Origin of the sequence: Streptomyces sp. NRRL WC-3618, assembly GCF_001280005.1 — a bacterium.
In the GTDB taxonomy this organism is placed as follows: Bacteria; Actinomycetota; Actinomycetes; order Streptomycetales; family Streptomycetaceae; genus Streptomyces.
The window spans coordinates 1-22,205 of record NZ_LGDW01000479.1 but is presented as its reverse complement, the minus strand read 5'-3'; the positions used below and the strand labels follow the sequence as shown (position 1 = coordinate 22,205).

Annotated in this window: 26 protein-coding genes and 1 riboswitch; of the genes, 11 read left to right on the top strand and 15 right to left on the bottom strand. The window is 69.3% G+C overall.

Translation table 11 applies throughout. From position 1 onward, the window contains the following. Positions 1 to 14: 14 nt before the first annotated feature. The gene (locus tag ADL01_RS37470) at positions 15 to 1,427 is read right to left on the bottom strand and encodes an alpha,alpha-trehalose-phosphate synthase (UDP-forming) (RefSeq protein WP_053746538.1); all 1,413 of its coding nucleotides are present in this window, start codon (positions 1,425 to 1,427) and stop codon (positions 15 to 17) included. An 88-nt stretch (positions 1,428 to 1,515) separates the two neighbouring features. Beyond that, positions 1,516 to 2,460 carry a glucosyl-3-phosphoglycerate synthase gene (locus tag ADL01_RS37465; RefSeq protein ID WP_053746537.1) on the bottom strand — a complete coding sequence of 315 codons (945 nt, stop codon included), beginning with the start codon at positions 2,458 to 2,460 and terminating at the stop codon, positions 1,516 to 1,518. 179 nt (positions 2,461 to 2,639) lie between these two features. After that, positions 2,640 to 2,786: riboswitch (SAM riboswitch) on the top strand. Between the two features lie 17 nt (positions 2,787 to 2,803). On the opposite strand from ADL01_RS37465, the gene thrC reads away from it, so the two are divergent. The 5 genes from thrC to ADL01_RS37440 all read left to right on the top strand — a co-directional run bounded on the left by thrC (position 2,804) and on the right by ADL01_RS37440 (position 8,569). Next, the gene (gene thrC, locus ADL01_RS37460; RefSeq protein WP_053746536.1) at positions 2,804 to 4,108 is read left to right on the top strand and encodes a threonine synthase; all 1,305 of its coding nucleotides are present in this window, start codon (positions 2,804 to 2,806) and stop codon (positions 4,106 to 4,108) included. A 117-nt stretch (positions 4,109 to 4,225) separates the two neighbouring features. Continuing rightward, positions 4,226 to 4,501, top strand: a complete 276-nt coding sequence (locus tag ADL01_RS37455; protein ID WP_053746535.1) for a MoaD/ThiS family protein — start codon at positions 4,226 to 4,228, stop codon at positions 4,499 to 4,501. Between the two features lie 448 nt (positions 4,502 to 4,949). Further along, on the top strand, positions 4,950 to 5,156 hold the full coding sequence (locus tag ADL01_RS37450; protein WP_019057200.1) for a cold-shock protein: 207 nt from the start codon (positions 4,950 to 4,952) through the stop codon (positions 5,154 to 5,156). Positions 5,157 to 5,551: 395 nt separating this feature from the next. Beyond that, on the top strand, positions 5,552 to 7,180 hold the full coding sequence (gene groL, locus ADL01_RS37445; protein WP_053746534.1) for a chaperonin GroEL: 1,629 nt from the start codon (positions 5,552 to 5,554) through the stop codon (positions 7,178 to 7,180). Positions 7,181 to 7,444: 264 nt separating this feature from the next. Beyond that, positions 7,445 to 8,569 (top strand): NADH:flavin oxidoreductase, encoded by a 1,125-nt coding sequence (locus tag ADL01_RS37440; RefSeq protein ID WP_053746533.1) that lies wholly within the window; start codon positions 7,445 to 7,447, stop codon positions 8,567 to 8,569. A 79-nt stretch (positions 8,570 to 8,648) separates the two neighbouring features. Here ADL01_RS37440 and ADL01_RS37435 read toward each other — a convergent pair whose 3' ends face one another. The 5 genes from ADL01_RS37435 to ADL01_RS37415 form a co-directional block, all read right to left on the bottom strand. After that, complete coding sequence (locus tag ADL01_RS37435) at positions 8,649 to 9,323, bottom strand: Uma2 family endonuclease (RefSeq protein ID WP_234354933.1); 675 nt, start codon at positions 9,321 to 9,323, stop codon at positions 8,649 to 8,651. 147 nt (positions 9,324 to 9,470) lie between these two features. After that, positions 9,471 to 10,016, bottom strand: a complete 546-nt coding sequence (locus ADL01_RS37430; RefSeq protein WP_078960998.1) for a Uma2 family endonuclease — start codon at positions 10,014 to 10,016, stop codon at positions 9,471 to 9,473. Then, positions 10,013 to 10,846, bottom strand: a complete 834-nt coding sequence (locus ADL01_RS37425; RefSeq protein WP_053746531.1) for a hypothetical protein — start codon at positions 10,844 to 10,846, stop codon at positions 10,013 to 10,015. The genes ADL01_RS37430 and ADL01_RS37425 overlap by 4 nt, the downstream gene beginning before the upstream one ends. A 302-nt stretch (positions 10,847 to 11,148) precedes the next feature. Further along, positions 11,149 to 11,343: a DUF397 domain-containing protein gene (locus tag ADL01_RS37420; RefSeq protein WP_078960997.1), complete on the bottom strand. Its 195-nt coding sequence runs from the start codon at positions 11,341 to 11,343 to the stop codon at positions 11,149 to 11,151. Next, the gene (locus ADL01_RS37415) at positions 11,324 to 12,166 is read right to left on the bottom strand and encodes a helix-turn-helix domain-containing protein (protein ID WP_053746529.1); all 843 of its coding nucleotides are present in this window, start codon (positions 12,164 to 12,166) and stop codon (positions 11,324 to 11,326) included. The genes ADL01_RS37420 and ADL01_RS37415 overlap by 20 nt, the downstream gene beginning before the upstream one ends. A gap of 124 nt (positions 12,167 to 12,290) precedes the next feature. Between ADL01_RS37415 and ADL01_RS37410 the strand changes: the two genes are divergently transcribed. The 4 genes from ADL01_RS37410 (at position 12,291) to ADL01_RS37395 (ending at position 13,441) form a co-directional block, all read left to right on the top strand. Further along, a complete protein-coding gene (locus ADL01_RS37410) occupies positions 12,291 to 12,515 on the top strand; it encodes a hypothetical protein (protein WP_234354932.1) in 225 nt (74 codons plus the stop codon). Positions 12,516 to 12,519: 4 nt separating this feature from the next. Further along, entirely contained in the window at positions 12,520 to 12,714 is a 195-nt protein-coding gene (locus tag ADL01_RS37405) for a hypothetical protein (RefSeq protein WP_159049739.1), read from the top strand. An 89-nt stretch (positions 12,715 to 12,803) separates the two neighbouring features. Further along, positions 12,804 to 13,028 carry a type II toxin-antitoxin system VapB family antitoxin gene (locus tag ADL01_RS37400; protein ID WP_053746526.1) on the top strand — a complete coding sequence of 75 codons (225 nt, stop codon included), beginning with the start codon at positions 12,804 to 12,806 and terminating at the stop codon, positions 13,026 to 13,028. Further along, on the top strand, positions 13,025 to 13,441 hold the full coding sequence (locus ADL01_RS37395; protein ID WP_053746525.1) for a PIN domain-containing protein: 417 nt from the start codon (positions 13,025 to 13,027) through the stop codon (positions 13,439 to 13,441). The genes ADL01_RS37400 and ADL01_RS37395 overlap by 4 nt, the downstream gene beginning before the upstream one ends. A gap of 82 nt (positions 13,442 to 13,523) precedes the next feature. Here ADL01_RS37395 and ADL01_RS37390 read toward each other — a convergent pair whose 3' ends face one another. The 6 genes from ADL01_RS37390 to ADL01_RS37365 form a co-directional block, all read right to left on the bottom strand. After that, positions 13,524 to 13,814 carry a DUF6355 family natural product biosynthesis protein gene (locus tag ADL01_RS37390; protein WP_053746524.1) on the bottom strand — a complete coding sequence of 97 codons (291 nt, stop codon included), beginning with the start codon at positions 13,812 to 13,814 and terminating at the stop codon, positions 13,524 to 13,526. Between the two features lie 198 nt (positions 13,815 to 14,012). Further along, positions 14,013 to 16,058: a PD40 domain-containing protein gene (locus ADL01_RS37385; protein WP_159049738.1), complete on the bottom strand. Its 2,046-nt coding sequence runs from the start codon at positions 16,056 to 16,058 to the stop codon at positions 14,013 to 14,015. 288 nt (positions 16,059 to 16,346) lie between these two features. Then, positions 16,347 to 16,937 (bottom strand): hypothetical protein, encoded by a 591-nt coding sequence (locus tag ADL01_RS37380; RefSeq protein WP_053746522.1) that lies wholly within the window; start codon positions 16,935 to 16,937, stop codon positions 16,347 to 16,349. A 112-nt stretch (positions 16,938 to 17,049) separates the two neighbouring features. Further along, positions 17,050 to 17,583, bottom strand: coding sequence for a GNAT family N-acetyltransferase (locus tag ADL01_RS37375; RefSeq protein ID WP_053746521.1), 534 nt, complete (start codon positions 17,581 to 17,583; stop codon positions 17,050 to 17,052). Between the two features lie 114 nt (positions 17,584 to 17,697). Beyond that, entirely contained in the window at positions 17,698 to 18,645 is a 948-nt protein-coding gene (gene murQ / locus ADL01_RS37370) for an N-acetylmuramic acid 6-phosphate etherase (protein ID WP_053746520.1), read from the bottom strand. Between the two features lie 122 nt (positions 18,646 to 18,767). Then, on the bottom strand, positions 18,768 to 19,730 hold the full coding sequence (locus ADL01_RS37365; RefSeq protein WP_053746519.1) for a MurR/RpiR family transcriptional regulator: 963 nt from the start codon (positions 19,728 to 19,730) through the stop codon (positions 18,768 to 18,770). Between the two features lie 56 nt (positions 19,731 to 19,786). Between ADL01_RS37365 and ADL01_RS37360 the strand changes: the two genes are divergently transcribed. Both ADL01_RS37360 and ADL01_RS37355 read left to right on the top strand, forming a co-directional pair. Beyond that, positions 19,787 to 20,188, top strand: a complete 402-nt coding sequence (locus tag ADL01_RS37360) for a hypothetical protein (protein ID WP_053746518.1) — start codon at positions 19,787 to 19,789, stop codon at positions 20,186 to 20,188. After that, a complete protein-coding gene (locus tag ADL01_RS37355; RefSeq protein ID WP_053746517.1) occupies positions 20,185 to 20,487 on the top strand; it encodes a DUF4031 domain-containing protein in 303 nt (100 codons plus the stop codon). The genes ADL01_RS37360 and ADL01_RS37355 overlap by 4 nt, the downstream gene beginning before the upstream one ends. On the opposite strand, the gene ADL01_RS37350 is transcribed toward ADL01_RS37355, so the two are convergent. After that, positions 20,469 to 21,581 carry a GNAT family N-acetyltransferase gene (locus ADL01_RS37350; RefSeq protein WP_053746516.1) on the bottom strand — a complete coding sequence of 371 codons (1,113 nt, stop codon included), beginning with the start codon at positions 21,579 to 21,581 and terminating at the stop codon, positions 20,469 to 20,471. The genes ADL01_RS37355 and ADL01_RS37350 overlap by 19 nt on opposite strands. Before the next feature lie 40 nt (positions 21,582 to 21,621). Continuing rightward, positions 21,622 to 22,205, bottom strand: a 584-nt coding sequence (locus tag ADL01_RS37345) for a hypothetical protein (protein WP_053746515.1), incomplete at its 5' end; no start/stop codon positions are given.

Genomic DNA, 22,205 nt, shown 5'->3' with positions numbered 1-22,205 from the left:
GCGACGGTAGCCCGTCAGTCCAGCGCGTTCAGCTGGTCCAGGAACCACTGGGCCGGCGGCAGCGCGGTTGCCGCTGCGGCCAGGCGTTTCGTGCGTTCCGCGCGTTCGCCGGTGCCCATGGTCAGCGCCTCGTCCAGTGCCCGCGCCGTCTCGATCACGTCGTACGGGTTCACCACGATCGCGTCGTCGCCCAGTTCCTCGTACGCCCCCGCCTCCCGGGACAGCACGAGCGCGCACCCCTCGTCGGAGACCACCGGGATCTCCTTGGCGACGAGGTTCATTCCGTCGCGGATGGGGTTGACGAGGGCCACGTCGGCGAGGCGGTAGGCGGCCAGGGAGCGGGCGAAGTCGTCCTTGACGTGGAGGACGACCGGGGTCCAAGTGGCGGTCCTGTACGTTGCGTTGATGTCGTCGGCCACCCTCTGCACCTCGGCCGTGTAGTCGCGGTAGACCGCCAGGTCCTGGCGGGAGGGGTACGCGAACGCGACGTGGACCACCCGTTCCCGCCACTCGGGGCGGTCCTCCAGCAGCTGGCGGTAGGCCAGCAGGCCCCGCACGATGTTCTTCGACAGTTCCGTACGGTCCACCCGCACGATCGTTTTCCGGTCGTGGCCGCTGCCGCCGATCTCCGCCCGCAGCGCGGCCATCCGCTCCTCGACGTCCGCCTCGTGCGCCCGCCGGCGCAGGAAGTCCGCGTCCGCGCCCAGGCCGTGTACGCCGATCCGCGTGTCGCCGAGGCCGCCGACCAGGTCCGTACAGCAGGCGGTGAACGCGTCCGCCCAGCGCTGGGTGAGGAAGCCGAGGCGGTCCGCGCCGAGCATGCCGCGAAGGAGCTGGGCGGAGATGTCGTACGGGAGCATCCGGAAGTAGTCCGCCGGTGCCCACGGCGTGTGAGAGAAGTGGCCGATGCGCAGGTCGGGGCGCAGGTCACGCAGCATCCCTGGGACCAGGCACAGGTGGTAGTCCTGGACCACCACCGACGCGCCCTCGGCCGCCTCCGCGGCCAGTGCCTGGGCGAACGCCTGGTTGTAGGCCTCGTACGACGCCCACTGGCGCCGGAACTCCGCGTCGAAGACCGGCTCCAGCGGGGTCTGGTACAGCATGTGGTTCACGAACCACAGCACCGAGTTGGCGATGCCGTTGTACGCGTCCGCGTGCACGTCGGCCGGGATCGCGAGCATGCGCACGCCCGGCTCGCCCGCTCCTCGCCGTACCGCCTCGCGGTCGCCGTCGCCGAGGGCCGAGCACACCCACAGGGCGTTCGCGTCCGGCCCGATCGCCGACAGTCCGGAGACCAGCCCGCCGCCGCCGCGCTTGGCGTGCAGCGAGCCGTCCTCGCGGATCTCGTACGTGACCGGGCCGCGGTTGGACGCGACCAGCACCCGATAAGAACCCTGCGTACCCTGCACACCTTGCGTCGAAGCCATACGCCTCAACCTAGCCCGGCCCGGAAACGCTCAAACGTACACACGTACGCCTCAGCCGTATACAAGCCGCTCGGCCGGTGTGCCGGGCCTACGCGGCCTTCCTCCTCGCGTACTCCGCGATCTCCGCCATCGGCGGGCGTTCCTCGGTGTCCACCGAGTACGTGCGTGGCTCGAAACCGTCCTCTCCGCGTTCGAACTGGGTGAGCGAGGGGCGGATCAGATGGCCCCGGGCCAGTCGGAGCTGGGCGGTGCGGTAGATCGCGGCGGACATCCGGCCCAGGGCCTGGCCGTCCTGGTGGCGGTGCTTGCGCACGCCCACGTCGACCTGCGCCAGCGCGTCCAGGCCGACCAGGTGGAGGGCGTCGATCAGCATGCCCAGCTCCACGCCGTAGCCGACGGGGAACGGGAGCTGTTCGAGGAGCGAGCGGCGGGCCGCGTACTCGCCGCCGAGCGGCTGGACGAAACCGGCCAGCTGCGGCCAGTGCATGTTGAGGAGGGGGCGGGCCATCAGTTCCGTCACCCGGCCGCCCTGGCCCGACGCCTCGCCGAGCGGGCGGTCGTACATCGCCTTGACGAGGTCCACACCCGGCTCCGTGAGCAGCGGGCCCACGATCCCGGAGACGAACTCCGAGGAGAACTCCTTCAGGTCAGCGTCGACGAAACAGACGATGTCCCCGCTGGTGACCAGGAGTGACCGCCACAGCACCTCGCCCTTGCCCGGCACGGCCGGGATGCGCGGCAGGATGTCGTCGCGGTGCACGACCCGGGCACCCGCCGCGGCGGCCACCTCGGAGGTACGGTCGGTCGAACCCGAGTCGATGACCACGATCTCGTCGACGAGCGGGACCTTCAGCATCAGGTCACGGCGGATGACGGCGACGATCTCGCCGACCGTCTTCTCCTCGTTGAGCGCGGGCAGGACGACACTCACCGAGGCGTTCGAGGAACGTTTCGCGGCGATCAGCTTCTTGAGCGGGCGGTCACGGGCGGACCAGGAGCGAGTGCCCAGCCAGCGCTCGACGTCTTCCAGCACGTGCGGCTCTCCCTTACGTCGCATGGGGGGAAAAAGCTCGACTCGCCGCGGTAGCGGCTCATGTCGCGCTATCTCGCGGTTCGGACGGCTCCCACCACCATCCAAGGCTTCGGTTACAGTCTTGAACAACGCGGGTGACCATCGCATGTCCGAGGTCGCCGGCGCTCATAACTTCATACCGCTCATCCAGAGGGGCAGAGGGATACGGCCCGATGAAGCCCCGGCAACCCTCCGGCCGGTCTTGTCGCAGTTCATGCGCGAGGCTCCCGGCTCGGGAAGGTGCCAAATCCGTCTCACGGCGAGATGCGCCGTGAGGAAGATGAGGAGAAAGGGCCTCGCCTCCATGGCTGCGCAAACTGTCGAGAGCACCACTGCCGGCTCCGCAACCCCTGTCGATCTCGGTCCCGCCGCCGCACTCTCGTGCCGCGAATGCGGCCACCGTGTCCCCCTCGGTCCGGTGTTCGCCTGCGAGGAGTGTTTCGGCCCGCTGGAGATCGCCTACGACTTCGGTGTCCAGTCGGCGGCCGACACCGAGCAACTCCGCAAGCGCATCGAAGCGGGACCCGCGAACATCTGGCGTTACGCGCCCCTCCTGCCCGTCCCCGCGAACGTCGCCGAGAAGCCGAACATCAATCCCGGCTGGACCAAGCTCGTCAAGGCCGACAACCTCGCCCGCGAGCTGGGCGTCGACGTTGGCAAGCTCTTCGTGAAGGACGACTCCGGCAACCCGACCCACTCCTTCAAGGACCGGGTCGTCGCCCAGGCGCTGGAGGCCGCCCGCGCCTTCGGCTTCACCACCCTCTCCTGCTCCTCCACGGGCAACCTGGCCGGTGCCGTGGGCGCCGCCGCCGCCCGCGCGGGTCTGCGGTCCTGCGTGTTCATCCCGCACGACCTGGAGCAGGGCAAGGTCGTCATGGCCGCGGTGTACGGCGGCGAGCTCGTCGGCATCGAGGGCAACTACGACGACGTGAACCGCTTCTGCTCCGAGCTGATCGGCGACCCGGCCGGCGAGGGCTGGGGCTTCGTCAACGTCAACCTGCGCCCGTACTACGCGGAGGGCAGCAAGACCCTGGCGTACGAGATCTGCGAGCAGCTCGGCTGGCGGTTGCCGGACCAGCTCGTCGTGCCCATCGCCTCCGGGTCGCAGCTCACGAAGATCGACAAGGGTCTGCAGGAGCTGATCAAGCTCGGGCTGGTCGCCGACAAGCCGTACAAGATCTTCGGTGCCCAGGCGGAGGGCTGCTCGCCGGTGTCCGTGGCCTACAAGGCCGGGCACGACGTCGTACGGCCGCAGAAGCCCGACACCATCGCCAAGTCGCTGGCGATCGGCAACCCGGCGGACGGGCCGTACGTGCTGGACATCGCGCGGCGGACCGGCGGGGCGGTGGAGGACGTGAACGACGAGCAGATCGTCGACGCGATCCGGCTGCTGGCGCGTACGGAGGGGATCTTCGCGGAGACGGCGGGTGGGGTGACCGTCGGTGTCACGAAGAAGCTGATCGAGAGCGGGTTGCTGGACCCGGCCCTCACGACTGTCGTGCTGAACACCGGGGACGGGCTCAAGACGTTGGACGCGGTGGCCGATGTCGGGCTGACCGCGACCATTCGGCCCAGTCTTGAGTCGTTCCATGAGGCTGGACTCGCGTAAGAGGTAGTTGTTCTGCTGCGGGCCGGTGGGGGCTGGGCGCGCCCACGCGGCGGTAGCCGCACATTCAGCAGAGCCCCGCGCCCCTTGGGGGCGCGTCATCCTGACCGGAGGTTCATTGTGAGCGTTAGTGTCCGCATTCCTACCATCCTGCGTACCTATACCGGCGGGCAGGCCGAGGTGGCCGCCGAGGGTGGGACCCTCGCCGAGGTCATCGCTGATCTCGAGAAGAACCACACGGGGATCGCCGCCCGGGTGCTCGACGACCAGGGGAAGCTGCGGCGCTTCGTCAACGTGTACGTCAACGACGACGACGTCCGCTTCGAGCAGGGGCTGGAGACGGCGACGCCGGACGGTGCCGGGGTGTCGATCATTCCGGCTGTCGCCGGAGGCTGAGCGCCAGTAATAGCAGTAGTAGCCATCGGTAAGTCGATTACCGAGTGTTCATCGAATTGCCCCCTCCGATGAGAGAAGCGGAGGGGGCAATTCTGTATGGTTGAGCGCGGTACAGTTGGGGAAGCCGCGCCATCTCGCTCGCCGCACGCGTATTGATTTCTGCCGCGCACCCAACGAGAAGTAGCCAAAGTGTGCAGGCCTTTTGCGTTTTTTGTTCACTTTGTGGGGCCCGGCTTGCCCTGAATCCGCGTGAATTCTCCGCATATTTCCTGACCTGACGTGCCCGGATTTCTCGTCCAATTGCCCTGTTGCAGAGGGCAGTTGGACAGATACATTCGGCCGCGGTCGACGCGTTCCGGCGCACACCTCCACCGGTTGGGGGGGTGAGGTCTGACCCGGATCCGCGAAGTGCGGGTCCGTGCAAGGGCCAGTAATAGGGGAGTTGGGCATGGCTCAGGGCACCGTCAAGTGGTTCAACGCGGAGAAGGGGTACGGCTTCATCGCGGTCGACGGTGGTGCGGATGTTTTCGTCCACTACAGCGCGATTCAGATGGACGGCTACCGCACCCTCGAGGAAGGTCAGCGGGTCGATTTCGAGATCTCGCAGGGCCAGAAGGGGCCGCAGGCGGACATGGTCCGTCTGGCGACCAGCTGAAGCAACGCGCCGGCGCACCGCAAGCGACGTTCTTCGTCCTTCGTTGAAGGATTCGATGGGCTCGTACCTCGTGGGACTGACTTCACGAGGTACGAGCCCATCGGCATGTCCATCGGCATGGCCGTATGCATGGCCATCGGCATGCTCGGCGACACGCCTACCGGTGCGTAGGTACCCCCTGTTCACCTGCGGATCCTCGAGAGCCGCTTGCACTCGACAGGGGCGAGTGCTAATCATTGGCGTTAGCACTCTGAAGGTGAGAGTGCTACCGAAGGACCGGGTGGGTGAGGCCCGCAGGCCGGGTGGTGCAAGGAACCACAGGGCAGGCAGGCCGTCCGTCGCGGGCGCCAGCGCGGTCCGGAGCAATCCACCCCAGTCCGGGAGGACCACTTCACATGGCCAAGATCATCGCGTTCAACGAGGAGGCACGGCGCGGTCTCGAGCGCGGGATGAACCAGCTCGCAGACGCCGTCAAGGTCACCCTCGGCCCCAAGGGCCGGAACGTCGTCCTCGAGAAGAAGTGGGGCGCCCCCACGATCACCAACGATGGTGTTTCCATCGCCAAGGAGATCGAGCTCGAGGACCCGTACGAGAAGATCGGCGCCGAGCTGGTCAAGGAAGTCGCGAAGAAGACGGACGACGTAGCCGGTGACGGTACGACGACCGCGACTGTCCTGGCCCAGGCGCTGGTTCGCGAAGGCCTGCGCAACGTCGCCGCGGGTGCCAACCCGATGGCGCTGAAGCGCGGCATCGAGAAGGCCGTCGAGGCCGTCTCCGGTGCCCTGCTCGACCAGGCGAAGGAGGTCGAGACCAAGGAGCAGATCGCTTCGACCGCCTCCATCTCCGCCGCCGACACGCAGATCGGCGAGCTCATTGCCGAGGCGATGGACAAGGTCGGCAAGGAAGGCGTCATCACCGTCGAGGAGTCCCAGACCTTCGGTCTGGAGCTTGAGCTCACCGAGGGTATGCGCTTCGACAAGGGCTACATCTCGGCGTACTTCGCGACCGACATGGAGCGCATGGAGGCGTCGCTCGAGGACCCCTACATCCTCATCGCCAACTCCAAGATCTCCTCGGTCAAGGACCTGCTGCCGCTTCTCGAGAAGGTCATGCAGTCGGGCAAGCCCCTGCTGATCATCGCCGAGGACGTGGAGGGCGAGGCCCTCTCGACCCTGGTCGTCAACAAGATCCGCGGGACCTTCAAGTCCGTCGCGGTCAAGGCCCCGGGCTTCGGCGACCGCCGCAAGGCGATGCTGAACGACATCGCGATCCTCACGGGTGGCGAGGTCATCTCCGAGGAGGTCGGTCTCAAGCTCGAGAACACCTCCCTGGACCTCCTGGGCCGTGCGCGCAAGGTCGTCATCACCAAGGACGAGACCACGATCGTCGACGGCGGCGGCTCCGCCGACCAGGTCGCGGGCCGGGTCAGCCAGATCCGTGCCGAGATCGAGAACTCGGACAGCGACTACGACCGCGAGAAGCTGCAGGAGCGCCTGGCGAAGCTCGCCGGCGGTGTTGCGGTCATCAAGGCCGGTGCCGCGACCGAGGTCGAGCTCAAGGAGCGCAAGCACCGCATCGAGGACGCCGTTCGCAACGCGAAGGCGGCCGTCGAGGAGGGCATCGTCGCCGGTGGTGGCGTGGCTCTGCTCCAGGCTTCCTCGGTCTTCGAGAAGCTCGAGCTCACGGGTGACGAGGCGACCGGCGCCAACATCGTCCGTCTCGCCCTGGAGGCCCCGCTCAAGCAGATCGCCGTCAACGGTGGCCTCGAGGGCGGCGTCATCGTCGAGAAGGTGCGCAACCTTCCCGTCGGCCACGGCCTCAACGCCGCGACCGGTGAGTACGTCGACATGATCGCCGAGGGCATCATCGACCCGGCGAAGGTGACGCGTTCCGCGCTGCAGAACGCCGCGTCGATCGCCGCGCTCTTCCTCACCACCGAGGCCGTCATCGCCGACAAGCCGGAGAAGGCCGGTGCCGGCGCCGGCGCCGGTGGCGGCATGCCGGGCGGTGACATGGACTTCTGATCGACCTCTGGTTGATCATCGTCCTTCGTACCGAGGGCGGCACCTTTCTCCTTGTGGGGAGGGTGCCGCCCTCGGGCGTTTTGCGGGGCCTGACGTGTCGCAGGTATCGCAGGTATCGCAGGTATCGCCTGTAGTGGCCGGGATCACAGCAGGCGTCCCCCGCGGGAGGAATGGAGGGCCGGAGGGCGGTAGTTGATGCACATGCAAGCAACTGTGCAGTAACTGTGTCACCGCTCATTCCCGTCCCTTTCCAGGAGTCCCCACGTGACAGCCCCCGCCCAGACCTCCCGCGCGGCCCAGATCCTCTCCCGCCCCCTCACGGTGAACGGCCTGACCGTGCCGAACCGGATCGTGATGGCGCCGATGACGCGTCAGTTCTCGCCCGGTGGTGTTCCCGGCGAGGACGTGGCCTCGTACTACTCGCGCCGCGCGGGCGCCGGGGTAGGTCTGATCGTCACCGAGGGCACGTACGTCGGACACGACTCCGCCGGTGACAGTGACCGCGTTCCGCGTTTCCACGGCGAGGAGCAGCTCGCGGGGTGGGCGAAGGTCGCCGATGCCGTGCACGCGGCCGGCGGGAAGATCGTGCCGCAGCTGTGGCACATCGGTATGGTCAGGGAGGCCGGGCAGCCCCCGTTCGCCGACGCGCCGGCGGTCGGCCCGTCGGGTCTGCGCCTTGACGGCACCGCCGGTACCGGCAAGGAGATGACGCAGGAGGACCTGGACGACGTCATCGACGCGTTCGTCGAGGCCGCGGTGGCCGCCGAGCGCATCGGTTTCGACGGAGTCGAGCTGCACGGCGCCCACGGCTACCTCCTCGACCAGTTCCTGTGGGCGGACACCAACCGCCGCACGGACACGTACGGGGGTGACCCGGTCGCCCGTACGAAGTTCGCGGCGGAGATCGTGGCCGCCGTACGCGAGGCCGTGTCCGCGTCCTTCCCGATCCTCTTCCGCTACTCGCAGTGGAAGTCGGGCGCCTTCGACGCGCGCCTCGCCGAGACCCCCGAGGCGCTGGAGTCGATCCTGACCCCGCTCGCGGCGGCCGGTGTCGACGCCTTCCACGCCTCCACGCGCCGCTACTGGCTGCCGGAGTTCGACGGCTCGGACCTCAACCTGGCGGGCTGGACGAAGAAGCTCACCGGCAAGCCGACGGTCACCGTCGGCTCGGTCGGCCTCGACGGTGACTTCGTGCGCAGCTTCGCGGGCGAGGGCTCGCCGCTCAAGAGCATCGACGATCTCCTGGACCGCCTGGAGAACGAGGAGTTCGACCTCGTGGCCGTGGGCCGCGCGCTGCTCCAGGACCCGGAGTGGGCGGCGAAGGTCCTTGACGGCAGGACGGACGAGCTGAAGGCGTACGACGCGGCGGCGCTGGGGTCGTTGAGCTGAGCCACGCTGGGTGCGGTTGCTGGGGGCGGTTCCTTTTCGGGGCCGCCCTCTGGGATGTCGGCGGGATGTCGGCCGGGACTCAGTCGGCGTAGTCCTTGAGCTTCTCGGTGTTGAGGGTGACGTTCACGGGGGCGGGTAGCTCGACCATGGCTCCGTACGGGTACGAAGGGCTCTGCTGGTAGGTCCCGTTCTTCGGCTCGCTGTACACGACCAGTGTGTCGTTGTCCCTGTCGATCAGCAGATAGACAGGGATGTCTGCCTCCGCGTAGCCGCGCACCTTGTCGATGCGGTCGCGTCGGTCGGTGTCGCGGTCGTGGGAGGTGACTTCGACGACCATGAGGATGCCGTCCGGAGAGGCCCAGTTGTTGTCCTCGGCGATGAAGTGATCCAACGGCGCCAATGCGGCGTCCGCCGTCGCGTGGCCTTTGCGGTAGGCGCCGATCTTGAGATCTTGTTCGTGGTACAAGGCCAGTTCAGGGCGAAGTTGCATGAACAACCGGCTGAGCCACACCACGATGGCCCTGTGGCGATTGTCCGGCAACGGCTTGACCTCAAGCTTTCCGTCGATGAGTTCGAGCTTGACTCCCTCCGGAGCCCTAAGGGCGAGTTCCTCGAAGTCTTCGACCTGGATGTGATCGCCCTTGACGTACAGCCGTCCATCGAGGAATTCGAGCTGCACGCTCCCGGGGGCCTTGTCGGCCAGCTCTTCGAAGTCCTCCCGGGACATCTGCGGGCGCCTGGTGCCAAAGGTCATGGTGGGCTCGCCTCCTTCCCACCATGGTGCCCCGGCTGTGTGTCTCCGGACCGTTGGAGCGGTCATACGTGTTGCCTTTCGCCTCGGTCGGCCATCTCGGTCATGGCGCGGTGTCCCGCGCCATGTAGCTCTTGAGCCTCTCGGTGTTCAGCGCGACGTCCACCGGGGCGGGGAGTCGGACGGTTGTTCCCCAGGGGGACGAGGCGACCAGCTGGTAGCGACCGTCGTGGAGCTCGCTGGAAGTCGTGATGGTGTTGTCGTCGCGGTCGACGAGGATGTGGGCGGGAATGCGGCGGATGCGTAGCCGACGAGCTTGGCATCGTGGTCGCGATGGTCTTTGCCCCAGGCGCGGTGGACGATTTCCACGACCGCCGAGACGATGTCCGGGCTCGCCCAGTGGCCGCGTCCCAGGCGATGGCCCCTCCGTACGAGCATGGCGTCGGGCAGGTATCGGCCCGCCAGCGAGGTTTCCGTGCACAGCCCGGCGTACGGATACAGGTCCCACAACCTGTCTTCCGAGGCGAACTGCCTCAGCAGCGACACCAGGATCTCGCTGTGATCGCCGTCCGACGGCGGTTTCACCTCCACCCTGCCCCGGACGAACTCCAGCCAGACGGTCTCGGGCGCCCCACGAGCCAGGTCTTCGAAGTCGTCGAGCGGCATCTGCGGAATGTGTGGGTGCGTTCTGGTCATGTACGACTCTCTTCTCGTCGCCGGGACATCGCGACGCGGATGTCGGCCGCGCGGGAGTGGATCGCGGACGCGGGCAGGGGCGAGGTCGGACGGGGCGGGGCCTCGCCCCGGCACTCCCCGCACACGCCCCCTGCCAGCGCCTCCGCCCGGCCCGGCACCCCGCACTTCGCGCACTCCAGCATCCGCAGCGGCGCCCGTACGGCAGCGGGCTCCGGCGGGAGTTTGTCGGTCAGGCGCCTGCGGATCAGGGCGGCCGGGGAGTGGACCGGGGTCGGCAGGCCGGCGGTCAGGGCGTGCCGTACGGACTCCTCGTTCGCCCCTCGCTCGAACCACTCCCCGACCAGTGGAGCCAGCGCCGCGCAGTCCCGCTGGGAGAGGGACAGCGCGGGTGCGGTACGGCCGAGAGCGGCGAGCAGGATGAACGCGCGGGAGCGGGTCGGACGGCGGTGCGGTTCCTCTGCCTGTGCTTCTGCCTCTGCATGCTTCTGCGGTACGTCGCCCCGCGTGAACGCCGCCCACCAGTCGTCGCCGCGTGCCGTGCGGGTGAACCACGTTCGGGTGATCCAGAGTTGGCTTCCGGTACCGGTCAGGTGTTCGCGACCCCGGCGCAGGTGGCCTGCCTGGCGGAGGTTGTTGAGGGCCGTGCGGAGGGCACATTGGCCGTACGGGAGGTGCTTGGCCAGCGTCTTTACGGAGATGTCGGCGCCGCTGGGCAACCGGTCGATGTACGCGGCGACCGCTGCCTCGCGCGGCGGAAGATGCGCGAAGTCGTGGTTCGTGCGGGGGCGTTGGTCCGGGGCGTCACGTTTGCCGTAACCCGGACTGGCCATCGGGTGGGGCGGAGACGCGTGCGCGGGCAGGACGGCAGCACTAAAGTTGGCTTCAGCCACGGGATTTCCTTTAAGCCACGGGATCTCGACGGTCAGACCTCTGTCGGATGTTGCTGCATCTGGCGGAGGTCGTTTTGTTTGCTGTCTCGGAACGCTAGCCCCTCGTGACTCTGCGTGGCAAGCCGAACGCGTCAAGTCAACACGCGGGGTGGGAGGGCGGGTTGAGCCCGCCTCCCGTTCCAAAGAAAGAGGGCTCGGAGCTGGCCGCTTGAGCTTCGGGGCGGGCGTCGGATCCAACAGCCCTACTGCTGCTTGAGGTCGGCGACGAACACCCCCCACGCCTCCGCCCGGAACGCGAGCTTCGGGCCGTGGGGGTTCTTGGAGTCGCGGACGGGGACGAGGGTGGGGTGGCCGGGGGCGACTTCGAGGCAGTCGGCGCCGTCGCCGCCGCTATGGCTGGACTTGTACCAAGTGTGGTCAGGGCTGCGTCGGTTCATGTGCGTAATCCTCTGCCACTGCTTCGATCAGGGCCAGAGATTCCTGCGGGGGGAGGGCGTTGGCCCTGATCAGGTCGAACGTCAGCTCATGGCGGGTGACGGTCGCCGGGTCGTCCAACAGTTGCCCGATCCCGACGCCCTCGACGTAGGCGAGCGGAGGGGCGTCGGGAAAGTACATGAGCTTGATGCCGCTCGGCAGAGAGCCGACCGCGCCCGCGCTGAACGGGAGCACCTGCAGGATGATCCTGCGGCGACGTGCCAGATCTGCCACGCGGCGGAGGGCCTCCGCCATGACTGCTGGTCCGCCGACAGGGCGGCGGAGAGCGGCTTCTTCGAGAACTGCCCACAACAACGTTGTTGTTGGATCGTCGAAGAGTCGGGTGCGTTCCATGCGTGCCGCTACCAGCTCCTCGATCTCGGCGTCTGATGCCGTAGGCCAGTAGGCGCGGAACAACGCCTCCGCGTAGGCCGCTGTTTGCAGAAGCCCGGGAATCAGCGTTGGCGTGAACTGCCTGATCGACGTGGCGAGGGCCTCCGCTTCCACTGCTTCCGTGAAGTGGTTCGGGAACTTGGACTTGGCGGAGGCCTCGCAGTTGCGGGCGAAGAACTCGCCGGTGTCGAGCATCTCGTCGAACTTGACGGCGTAGTTGTGGTGCATGCGCCGAGTCCCGGCTTCCAACTGACCGATGAAGGAGCCACTGACGAAGAGTGGCTCGCCCAACTTCGTCTGGCTCAACCCCTTCTTCTCGCGCGCGTATCTGAGCTCTGCGCCCAGCATGGCGCGGGGTGAGGAGAACGGATCGAGGTCCTTCGGCGCTGCCATCGCAACCCCCTGTCGCACACATGGCTTTGTTGGGATGTCCCCTCTGGCCAGGTTAGACACCGATTCGCCACGCTGTGTGGAGAACATCAACACTCAGAGTGGAGAGGCGAGGGCGATGGAGCTGATGTCGAACGGGCGCTTGCAGTCGACGGACGAAGTGGTCGCGCGGCTGCGGGCGGCGCTGAGAGAGGTCGGGGTCGCCCTGCCGTCGCTGGGCGTCGACCCCGTGACCGGCGCCAGCGACGAACCCTTCGCTCTGGTCGTCCTCGGGCGCTGCAACGTCCGTACGGCGACGCGGCTGGCCGCCGTACTTGAGGGCGTGGCCGCCGGTGGCGGTGAAGGTGAGTAGCGAGGTGACGTACGCCCTTGATGTGCGCGACGGGCGCATCGGGGAGGTGATGGGGCGCGTCGGCGGGTACGTACAGCTGCGGCCCGTGGGTGGCGGGCGGGAGTGGGACTGTCCGCCGGAGGCACTCGGGGAGGCGGCTGCGGGGGAGGTGCTGCGGGCGCGGGTGCGGCGGGTCAACCGGGAGGGGCGGCTGCCCTGAGGTGGGCTGAGGCAGAGGTGGGGGCAGGAGTAGAGATGTACAGTCATGGAGGATCCAGTGACCTTTTATGTACATCGCGGGAGGCTGGGATGTCCCTGACACACATCGAGATCGACGACGAGGCACTGGAGACGGCGAAGCGACTGGGCGGGCACAAGACGAAGACCGCAGCGGTGGCGAAGGCGTTGGAGGAGTACAACAAGCGGCTGAACCGGGCCGCCGCCTACGACAAGTTCATCGCCCTCGCGCCGGACTGGGACGTCGAGGGTGCCGAGGTCGCGCGTCGTGCCGAAAAGGAGGAGTACGCCGAGTGACGCGCTATCTACTGGACTCGTCCGCGCTCTGGCGCATCATGCGGGACGGCTCGCTGGCCGAGGCCTGGCGTGAGGTGGCGGCTGACGGTGACATCCGTTCGTGCTACCCGCAGCGCGCCGAGTTTCTGATGTCGGCGCGGAACCTCGACCAGTACGAGCAGTACCGGGTTCTGTTCGAGGAGATCTACGAGGACGTCGCCATCCCCAAGAGCGCCTCCCACTGGATCGGCCGCGTCCAACTGCGTGCTGCCGAGCGCGGCGCCCACCGCGCGCTGTCCTCCGTCGACCTTCAGATCTGCGCCACCGCCGCCCACCACGGTCTGGTCGTCCTGCACGATGACGCCGACTTCGTGACAGCCGAGGGGCTCGCGGGAGAGCTGCGACAGCGCAATGTGGGCCAAGGGCCGCTCTGAGCGGAGACGAGGGTGGGGCGGGCAGCGCGCGGTCGGCCCTGCCCGCCCCACCCTCACCATCGGGGGCCGCGCACGGACAGGCTCAGCAGAGGCGGCCGGTGTAGAACGCGCCGTCGATCTTGCTCGCGCTGCCGAGCCAGGTGTCGCCGGGGGCCACGCACTTCTCGTAGTTCGGGCCGAACACCTCGACCTCGATGATGATGCGTGAGCCGTCGCCCGTGCAGTGGTTGTAGTACGCGTCGCTGCCCGTCTCGTAGAACCCGCAGGGGTTCGCGGCGGCGGTGGCCGCCGGGGTCGCGACCGCGAGTACCAGGGCGCTGGTCAGGGGGCCGACGACGGCAAGGGCGGTCGTGAGGAAGCGGCGGACGTTCAAGGGGGGTCTCCTGGGCGAAAGCGATGACTCGGACATCCGCAGCATCGACGATCATCAGGCCGCTGATCCGCCACTTTGCCTCGGACGAGGGACCCGGTTCACCCGGTCGTGTGGATCAAGGTTTGGGGAGGCCCCGGACCGTCGCACGCGCGGGAGCCGTCGGGCTTCTGCGCGTGCGACGGTCGGTGTCGCCCCTGGTCAGCGGGCGCTGTGCGCGTCCGGTGCGGGCAGGTGCTCGCCCGGGACCACCGTGGCGGTGGACGTCGGACGGCCACCTTCGGTGGAGGACGCGGCGGACCGTGCCGTGGCGGCACTCGCCGGGGTCACCCCGCCCGGCGCCCACACCGTGGACGTCCACGCGCTGCTCGCCGCGATGGCGGAACCGATGCCGGTGCGGTTGGCCGGCGGGTACGACGCGCTGCCGCCGAAGGTCTGCACGACCGAGATGCTCGCGGCCCGCTGGCTCAGGTAGTACGCGGTCGGCGCCGAGAGCGTGGACCGGCTGGACCAGAGCACCGGGCCGGAGACGGCGCTGACCGCGCTGCCCGCGGCGGCGTTCTGCCAGGACCAGGTGTCCTGGACGGAGGCCCACGTCGGTGAGGTCCACCAGAAGCGGGCCAGGTTGGCGGCGACGTCCTCGTGTGTTCTGCCGCCCATGGCCCAGAAGTTCCAGATCTCGTCGAGGGTCACGTTCTGGATGGCCTTGGTGGCGTTGGAGCCGACCGTCACCAGGTTCGTGTTCCTCGGGTTGAGGGCGTTCAGGTAGTTCCTGACCGACGCGGACACGCTCGTCCCGTTGGTCAGCAGGACCACGCCCTTGCCCTTGTACCCCAGCGACCCGGCGGCGGCGGAGGCGGCGATCGGGTCGTGGTACTCCCTGCCGTCGGCGACGAAGATCCAGCTCGGGGCCGACGTGATCTGCTTGGCGACCCTGACCGACAGTCCCGAGAGGTCCGTGCTGTCGAGACGCACCGGCTTGAAGCCGAGCGCCTGCACCTGGCCGGCCACCCGGGAGCCGAGGATGCGGGTGCCGCCGTTGAGGTAGACGGCGCTGCCCCGGGGAAGCGTCCGCTTCAGTTCGGAGGCCGCGGCGGAGTCCAGCCGGCTGCCGGAGGTCAGCAGGAGCGGGCCCTGCTTCTCGGCGGCCAGCGCGATCCCCGGAGCCGAGTACGAGGCGTTGCCCTTGTTGACCAGCACCGCCGACCGGGCGGTGATCAGGCCGGGCACATGGGCAGCGCCCGACTTGTCGAACGTCCAGCGGGACGCGGCCCCGTCGATACCGACGGACCCGGTGCCGTAGACCCGGGCCAGGATGTTCTTCCGCAGCGGCTGCCACGCGGGCTTGGCGCCCTTGCCCTCGCCGGTGAGCTGGGTGGACGTCCCGCTCGCCAGGTCGAGGATGCGCACCGTCTGCACATCGCTGGACCAGCCGGCGTGCGAGCTGTGCGCCTCGTAGGCGATCCGTCCGCCGGCGGGGTCCCAGCTCGGGGCCAGGTGATCGGATTCGCCGGTGGTCACCTGCTTGACGTCGGTGCCGTCCGCCTTGGCCGTGAACAGCTGCGTCCACTCGTCCACGACGCGCGTGAAGACCAGCTTGCTGCCGTCCGCCGAGAACACCGGTGCCGTACCGGACGCGATGATCTTCTTCAGCGCCTTGGTGACGGGGTTGTACGTCCAGATGCCCAGACTGTCGTAGCAGCCGAAGTTGTGGCGCCGTTCGAAGGCCAGGATGCCCGTGGGGCTCGCCGTCGGGTGCAGGTCGCAGACCGTCGCCGGTTCCTGGGCGTTCGTCAGCAACGGCTCCGGCGCCCATGAGCCGTCCGACGGCCCGTAGGCGAGCTGGCCGGCGGTGCTGAACACCACGTACCGGCCGTCCAGCCAGAACGTCGGGTCCTCGTACGACGCGCTGGAGCGCACCTTGGTCGCCCACGGCAGGGTGATCGGCGCGGTGCTGCCGGTGACCCGGCCGGTGACCAGCTGGCTCCATCCGGCCACCAGGCGGCTGCCGTCCGGCGCCCAGTTCGGGGTGTAGTTGGAGTTCGGGATGTTGCGGACGGAACGCAGGCCGGTCCCGTTCGAGTTGACGGTCGCGATACCCGTGCTGCCGCCGTAGAGAGCGATCTGACCGGGTGTCACAGCACCGCCGACGGCCTGCGCGCCCGGTGCCACCGCACCGAGCAGACCGGCCGCCAGCGAGGCGGCCGAGGTGAGCGCCGCGAGACTGCGGCGCGTACGAGAACTCAAGGAAAAGCCCCCCAAAGATGATGGATTGACTGCCGCCGAACGACTCGGCCCGCCCCATCGCGGCGCACGTACTGGTGTGCAGCTCGTGCACTCATGCACTCGTACAGCTCAGCACTCGTACAGCTCATACAGTTCATGCGCCCCGGCGCAGACACGTCCCCCGCGCAGCGCCCCGGGCTCCCCAGCGATCACTCGTCGGCAGCAGGACATTATGTGATGAGGCGAGGGCTGGCGGAAAGGATTTTTCGAACATTGTGTGAATAGGGAGGTGTCGCGTGTCCGCGAGGGCTACAGATTCCCCATCGGCTCGATGTCCACCTTCACCGGTGTGCCCCAGATCCGTAGGACCTCGTAGTCGGTGAACTCGTGGACCAGGCGGTAGGCGATTCCGGGGCGGGGAGCGCGGCGCTCGGCGGAGAGGTAGCGCTCGGCCTCCAGGCGGTCGCGGCGTGGGGTGCCGCAGAGCTGCCAGTTCTGGCCGGTCCAGACCTCGGGGATCCAGCGCTGCTGGGGCTGGGGGCGGTCCGCGCGGACGCCGTAGCGGGACATCGTGCGCTCGGGGGGTGCCGAGTCCGGGTCGGTGGGGCGGGCCTGTGGGTACGTGCCGTTCTGCTGGGAGCGGCGGGCGCTGCGGCGGCGCGTCTCGCAGAGCAGGCAGAGGTCATTGGCGCTCTCGTCCACCGGGCCGTTCGGGTGCTCGGCGCAGCGGGTCGTGGGCGCCGAGCCGGTGACCGTGTCGTCCAGGATCGCCAGGGCCCGTTTCAGGTCGGCCTTGATCTCGTGCAGTTTCGTGTCGCCGGTGTCGCCGGAGAGCGCGTCCCCGTGCTCGCCGAGGACGCGCAGGGCTCGCCCGAGGGCGGTCAGCTGGGCGTGATTCACGATGTCGTCGTCCCTTCGGCCTGCGGTGCGCTGAGCGGTCAGTGGTCAGTGGTCAGCCGGTCAGTGGTTTCCACCGTCGCACACGGCACTGACAACGCGGTACGGGCCGCCCCTATGCCTCGTACTCCGTGAGGTCGATCGTGTGCACGATCAGTTGGTGGCCGTACTCAGGGTGGGTCGTCACCCGCTCCTCCGTCATGCCCAGCTTGCGGATGATGTTCTCGGAGGCGTCGTCGCCCCCTCTGCTGATGCTGATCACGCGGTCGAGGCCGCGGTCCTGGAGGGCGAACTCCAGGGTGGCGTGGGCGGCCTCGGAGGCGTACCCCTGGCCCCAGAACTGGGAACCGAGCAGCCAGCTGATCGCCACGTCGTGCGCCACCTCCGGCAGGAACCCGGGCACGGACAGGCCGACCGCGCCGATCAGCTCACCCGAGGCGAGCAGCTCGACGGCGAAGAGGCCGAAACCCTCCTCGTCCCACTCCTCCTCCCACCGCTCGATGGCCTCCGCCGTGTACTCCAGGTCACGTACCTCGCCGTCGTCGATCCAGCGCATGACCTGGGAGTCCGCGAAGATCTCCGACAGGGGCACGAGGTCGTCGTCGGTCCAGCGGCGGAGGAGGAGGCGGGGGGTGTGGATCTCGGTCATGGGGCCCATCCTGCCCGACGCCCGAACACCCGAGCACCTCAGTGACGCCCGAGCACCTCAGTGACGCCCGAGCACCTCAGTGACGCTCGAGCACCTCAGTGGTGTGCTGCTGCCTCAGCGGGCCGCTGCCGCCAGCGCCGCGCGCAGGTGGCCGTCGTGCTCCGCGAGGAGGCGGGCGGCCGTCGGGCCGTCGACCGAGCCGAGGACGACGAGGATCGCGTCCTTCGTCTCCCCGTCCGTCGCCGCGAGCGCCGCCTCGATCTCCTCCTCGCCCGCCCCGGTCGCCAGAGCGACGATCCGGCGGGAACGGGCCCGGAGTTTCTCGTTCGACGCCCGTACGTCGACCATCAGGTTCCCGTACGTCTTGCCGAGCCTGATCATCGTGATCGTCGACAGCATGTTGAGGACCAGCTTCTGCGCCGTGCCCGCCTTCAGCCGCGTCGAGCCGGTCAGCAGTTCGGGCCCGACGACGATCTCGATGCCGTGATCGGCCGCCGCCGCGAGCGCGCTGTGCGTGTTGCAGGACAGCCCGACCGTCAACGCGCCCAGCGCGCGGGCGTGTTCGACGGCGCCGACCGCGTACGGCGTACGGCCCGACGCCGAGACGCCGACCACCGTGTCCAGAGCGGTGACGCCGAGCGCGTCGAGGTCACCGGCCGCGAGCTCCTTGGAGTCCTCGGCGCCCTCGATCGACGTGACCATCGCCTCGGGGCCGCCCGCGATCACGCCCGTGACCCGCTCCGGGTCGGTGTTGAAGGTGGGCGGGCACTCGGACGCGTCCAGTACGCCGAGCCGGCCCGGCGTACCCGCGCCCGCGTAGACCAGTCGGCCGCCGCGTGCCATCCGGGCCGCCAGGGCGTCGATCGCGGCGGCGATCTCCGGAAGCCGTTCGGCGACGGCGGCGGGGACGGTCGCGTCCTCCGCGTTCATCAGCCTGGCGATGTCGAGGGTCGGGAGCTGGTCGATCTCGGCCAGCTCCGGTCGGAACGCCTCGGTTGTCAGCGTCTCCAACTCCTCCTTCAGCGCACGGTAGTTGGAGGAGGCGTCAGCGGTTGGGGCCATGGCGTGCGTGCTCTTTCGGATCTTCCGGTACGACGGCTGCCGCCGCCACCGGTGTCACGGCTGTCGGTACTGCCCGGACAGGGACAGGGAGAGGGTGAGGGGGAGGGGTCCGGGCACGGGCGCTAGCGGCGCGAAGTGGTGCCGCCGCCGCGCGGGGTGTGGCGATGGGCGAGAGCCTCGTAGGAGGCGGAGAGCGCGGGGGCGGCCGTCTCGTACGTCCGCTGCGCCACGCCTATGAACAGGCAGTCGACGACGAGGAGTTGGCTGGTGCGCGAGGACATGGCCGCCGGGCGCAGCTCACTCTCGCGGGCCGTGGAGGTGGTCAGGATGTGGTCGGCGTACTGCGTGACGGGCCCGTCCGGCCGGCCCGTGATCGCGACGGTCGTGGCCCCACCCTCGAAGGCGACCCGGAGTGGCTCGATGACGTCCCCGGTCGACCCGGAGTGCGTGATCGCGACCGCGACGTCCTTCGCGCGCAGCTGCACGGCGTTGGTGACGGCGAGGTGCGGGTCGCTGTGGGCGTGCGCCACCAGCCCTATGCGCAGCAGCTTCTGGGCGAGATCCTGGGCGACCAGGCCGGAGGCGCCGACGCCGTATATGTCGACGCGGCGGGCGGCGGCGAGCGCGCCGACGGCGGCCGACAGCTGGGCCATGTCCAGCCCGGCGGCCGTGTCGGCGAGGGTCTGCTGCTCGTCGTACGCCAGTTTCGCCACGACGTCCGCGATCGGGTCGTCCACCGCTATGTCGGCGGTCACGGCGGGGGAGCGCCCCGACTGCTGGTGGGCGGCGAGCCCGGCGAGCGCGAGCCGCAGGTCGCGGTAGCCCGGGTAGCCGAGGAGACGGGCCGTACGTACGACCGTCGCCTCGCTGGTGCCGGTGAGCTCGGCGAGGCCGGTGACCGTGAGGGCCGCGCAGCCGGCCGGATCCGCGGCGACCGCCTCGGCGACGCGCTGCATGGAGCGGGTCATCGAGGGCGCGAGGGTGCGCACCTTGGCGGCGAGCGCGGCGGGCGCGGGCGGCGCGGCGGCCGGGTTGCCACGGGGAGCGCCGGCTGCTCCGAAAATTTCCTTCACGTGTCGGCTCACATCATGAAAGATATTTTCCGTTCGGACGTCCGGTCAAGAGTGCGCACAATGGGTGCATGACCCCCATCGGCGATCCCGGCAGCCCCGTCACCCCACTGGAGCAGGCGTTGCACGCGGCACGCGCCCTGGTGCTCGCCGACCTGGCCGCCCGCGAGGTCGCCGAGGCGGACGTCGTCTCGATGGTCGAGGGGTCGGTCGCACAGCGCCGCTGGTGGGTCGAGCAGTGGCCGGACGGCGCGGCCTTCGTGGCCGGCCTGGTGGCCCAGGACGTCCAGGACGCGCTGCTGGAGACCTACGGCCGCTGGCCGCTGTGCCCGGTGTGCGGCACCGGCGATCCGCACGCCCTGGAGGTCGAGCCGGAGCTGGGACCCGACCCGCAGTGGGTGTGCCACAAGGCGGGGGTGCGGGTCGCGGCGGTCGGCGGACTGGGGACCGCCGGCGGGGCGGCCTCGTCGTGACGGTCTACATCGATCCGCCCACCTGGCCGGGCCACGGACGCCTCTGGTCCCACCTGGTGAGCGACGTCTCGTACGAGGAGCTGCACGCCTTCGCCGAGGAGTTGGGGGTGCCCGCGCGGGCCTTCGAGCGCGACCACTACGACATTCCGTCGCATCGGTACGGGGATGTGGTGGGGGCGGGGGCCGTGGAGGTCAGCAGCCGCGAGGTGGTGCGGCTGCTGCACGGGGCGGGACTGCGCAGGCGGAAAGAAGCGGGCGGGGCGGACCGGTTGCCGGGTCGTCAGCCGCGCAACTCGTAGGCCTGGAGCCCCTTTTCGTCGAGTTCCGCGCTCACCGGCATGAATCCGGCGCGGGTGATCACCCCGTGGGACGGGGCGTTGTGCGGCTCGACGGTCGCGAACAGGGACCGTACGTCGTCCCGCGCCAGCGCCCACTTCGCCAGCGCGCGCAGCGCCTCCGTGGCGTAACCGTTGCCACGGGCGGCTTCCGCGAGGTCGTAGCCGACCTCGGCCTTGCCGTCCTCGTCGGGAACGCCGTGGAAGCCCATGCCGCCGACGGCGCGGTCGTCCTCCCGCCGTACGAGGACGTACAGGCCGAACTCCGGTCGGTGTACGCCCCCTTCGTACGCCTTGGTCACCATTCCGGCGGCGTCACGCGTGCCCTCGAAGGGGCCGCCCTCGATCCAGTCGAAACCGCCGGTGCCGCCCGCGGCCAGGTCGGCGGCGGCGGCCGGGGTGACGCCTTCCAGGCGGAGGCGTTCGGTGTCGAGGACGAGGTTGTTGGTCCAGCGCCACTCGGTGAGCCGGTCGCGGCCGGGAAGGCCGGCGTGCGCCGGAAGGTCGGCACGCCCGGTCGCCCAGAGCAGGTTCTGCCAGTGGTCGGGGCGGGGCTGGACGGTCGGGAAGATCCGGGTGAGGACGAACTCCGCCAGGTGCGCGGGCGCTTCGTACGGCACCCCCAGACCCTCGGCCATGTCGTGGGCGTGCAGCAGCACTTCGGCGATGCCCATCGCGGCGAAGCCCTCGCGGTTCGCGCTGCGGAAGGGGTACGGGTGGAAGCCGCGCGCGTCGCGGGGCGCGGTGCGGATGGCGGCGGTGAGCAGGGCGCCGGTGGTCGTGATGACATCGAGGATGCCCTCGTTGTCGGCGGGGTCCAGCCCGCCTTCCCGGCCGTCAATGGTGATGTCGAAGGGGACGTAACGGCTCTGCGCCCGACTCGCCAACTGCCCCGCGTACGCGACGAGATCGCTGGCCACGTGCTCCGCAGTCTCCCGACAACTCCAGTCCACTCGACCGGCGTTGATGTTCGCCCAGTCCCGGTCCACCGCCGGCCGCAGCAGCGCCACGATGCTCGCGACAGCCTCTTCTACTTCTTTCCCACCCGTACTCAGCATGCGGCGAGGATAGGGGGTCGGCTGCCCCGACCGACACGGATTAAAGGCGCTCCAGCTCTGCCGTGATGTTGTCCCGCGCCGCCTTCTCCCACCGCTCCGTTCCGTACGGCGTCCAGAACAGCCTCGGCAGAGCGAGGAGTTGGCGCAGTACCGCTGCCCGCCCTTCCCTGAAGGCGTCCTCCGGGACGAAGGCGTACTCCTCGCGTACGGCGGCCGTGTACGCGGCGTACGTCTCCGGGGGCGCGGCCAGGATCGCGAGGTCCGCGTCGCACAGGACCTGCCCGGCCAGGTCGTCGGGCGCTGGGGCGTGGGTGACGGTGAGACGGACCAGGCGGGCCACCTCGGCGGTGCCCGCCGGGGAGACGCCGGCCTCGGTGAGCGCGCGTTCGGCGAGGCGGGCGGAGCGCTCCTCGTTCTCGGAGCGGTCGGGTGCGTACACCGCGTCGTGGAACCAGGCGGCGAGGCGGACGAGGGCGAGGTCGGGGGCGAGTGTCCCGGCCTGGGCGAGGGCCCGCTCCAGTACGTCGATGTGGTCCAGGACCGCGGTGAGGTGGGTGAGCGTGTGGTAGCGGCGCTGGGGTTCCTGGTAGCGGGCGATGAGGTTGTCGGCGTAGGGGGTGGGGT

What these genes read in the sequence shown, in the direction of transcription:
- ADL01_RS37470 (WP_053746538.1), bottom strand. Translation starts at nt 1,427, where the DNA reads ATGGCTTCGACGCAAGGTGTGCAGGGTACGCAGGGTTCTTATCGGGTG.
- thrC (WP_053746536.1), top strand. Translation starts at nt 2,804, where the DNA reads ATGGCTGCGCAAACTGTCGAGAGCACCACTGCCGGCTCCGCAACCCCT.
- ADL01_RS37450 (WP_019057200.1), top strand. Translation starts at nt 4,950, where the DNA reads ATGGCTCAGGGCACCGTCAAGTGGTTCAACGCGGAGAAGGGGTACGGC.
- groL (WP_053746534.1), top strand. Translation starts at nt 5,552, where the DNA reads ATGGCCAAGATCATCGCGTTCAACGAGGAGGCACGGCGCGGTCTCGAG.
- ADL01_RS37435 (WP_234354933.1), bottom strand. Translation starts at nt 9,323, where the DNA reads ATGACCTTTGGCACCAGGCGCCCGCAGATGTCCCGGGAGGACTTCGAA.
- ADL01_RS37430 (WP_078960998.1), bottom strand. Translation starts at nt 10,016, where the DNA reads ATGACCAGAACGCACCCACACATTCCGCAGATGCCGCTCGACGACTTC.
- ADL01_RS37425 (WP_053746531.1), bottom strand. Translation starts at nt 10,846, where the DNA reads ATGGCCAGTCCGGGTTACGGCAAACGTGACGCCCCGGACCAACGCCCC.
- ADL01_RS37420 (WP_078960997.1), bottom strand. Translation starts at nt 11,343, where the DNA reads ATGAACCGACGCAGCCCTGACCACACTTGGTACAAGTCCAGCCATAGC.
- ADL01_RS37415 (WP_053746529.1), bottom strand. Translation starts at nt 12,166, where the DNA reads ATGGCAGCGCCGAAGGACCTCGATCCGTTCTCCTCACCCCGCGCCATG.
- ADL01_RS37410 (WP_234354932.1), top strand. Translation starts at nt 12,291, where the DNA reads ATGTCGAACGGGCGCTTGCAGTCGACGGACGAAGTGGTCGCGCGGCTG.
- ADL01_RS37400 (WP_053746526.1), top strand. Translation starts at nt 12,804, where the DNA reads ATGTCCCTGACACACATCGAGATCGACGACGAGGCACTGGAGACGGCG.
- ADL01_RS37375 (WP_053746521.1), bottom strand. Translation starts at nt 17,583, where the DNA reads ATGACCGAGATCCACACCCCCCGCCTCCTCCTCCGCCGCTGGACCGAC.
- murQ (WP_053746520.1), bottom strand. Translation starts at nt 18,645, where the DNA reads ATGGCCCCAACCGCTGACGCCTCCTCCAACTACCGTGCGCTGAAGGAG.
- ADL01_RS37360 (WP_053746518.1), top strand. Translation starts at nt 19,787, where the DNA reads ATGACCCCCATCGGCGATCCCGGCAGCCCCGTCACCCCACTGGAGCAG.
- ADL01_RS37350 (WP_053746516.1), bottom strand. Translation starts at nt 21,581, where the DNA reads ATGCTGAGTACGGGTGGGAAAGAAGTAGAAGAGGCTGTCGCGAGCATC.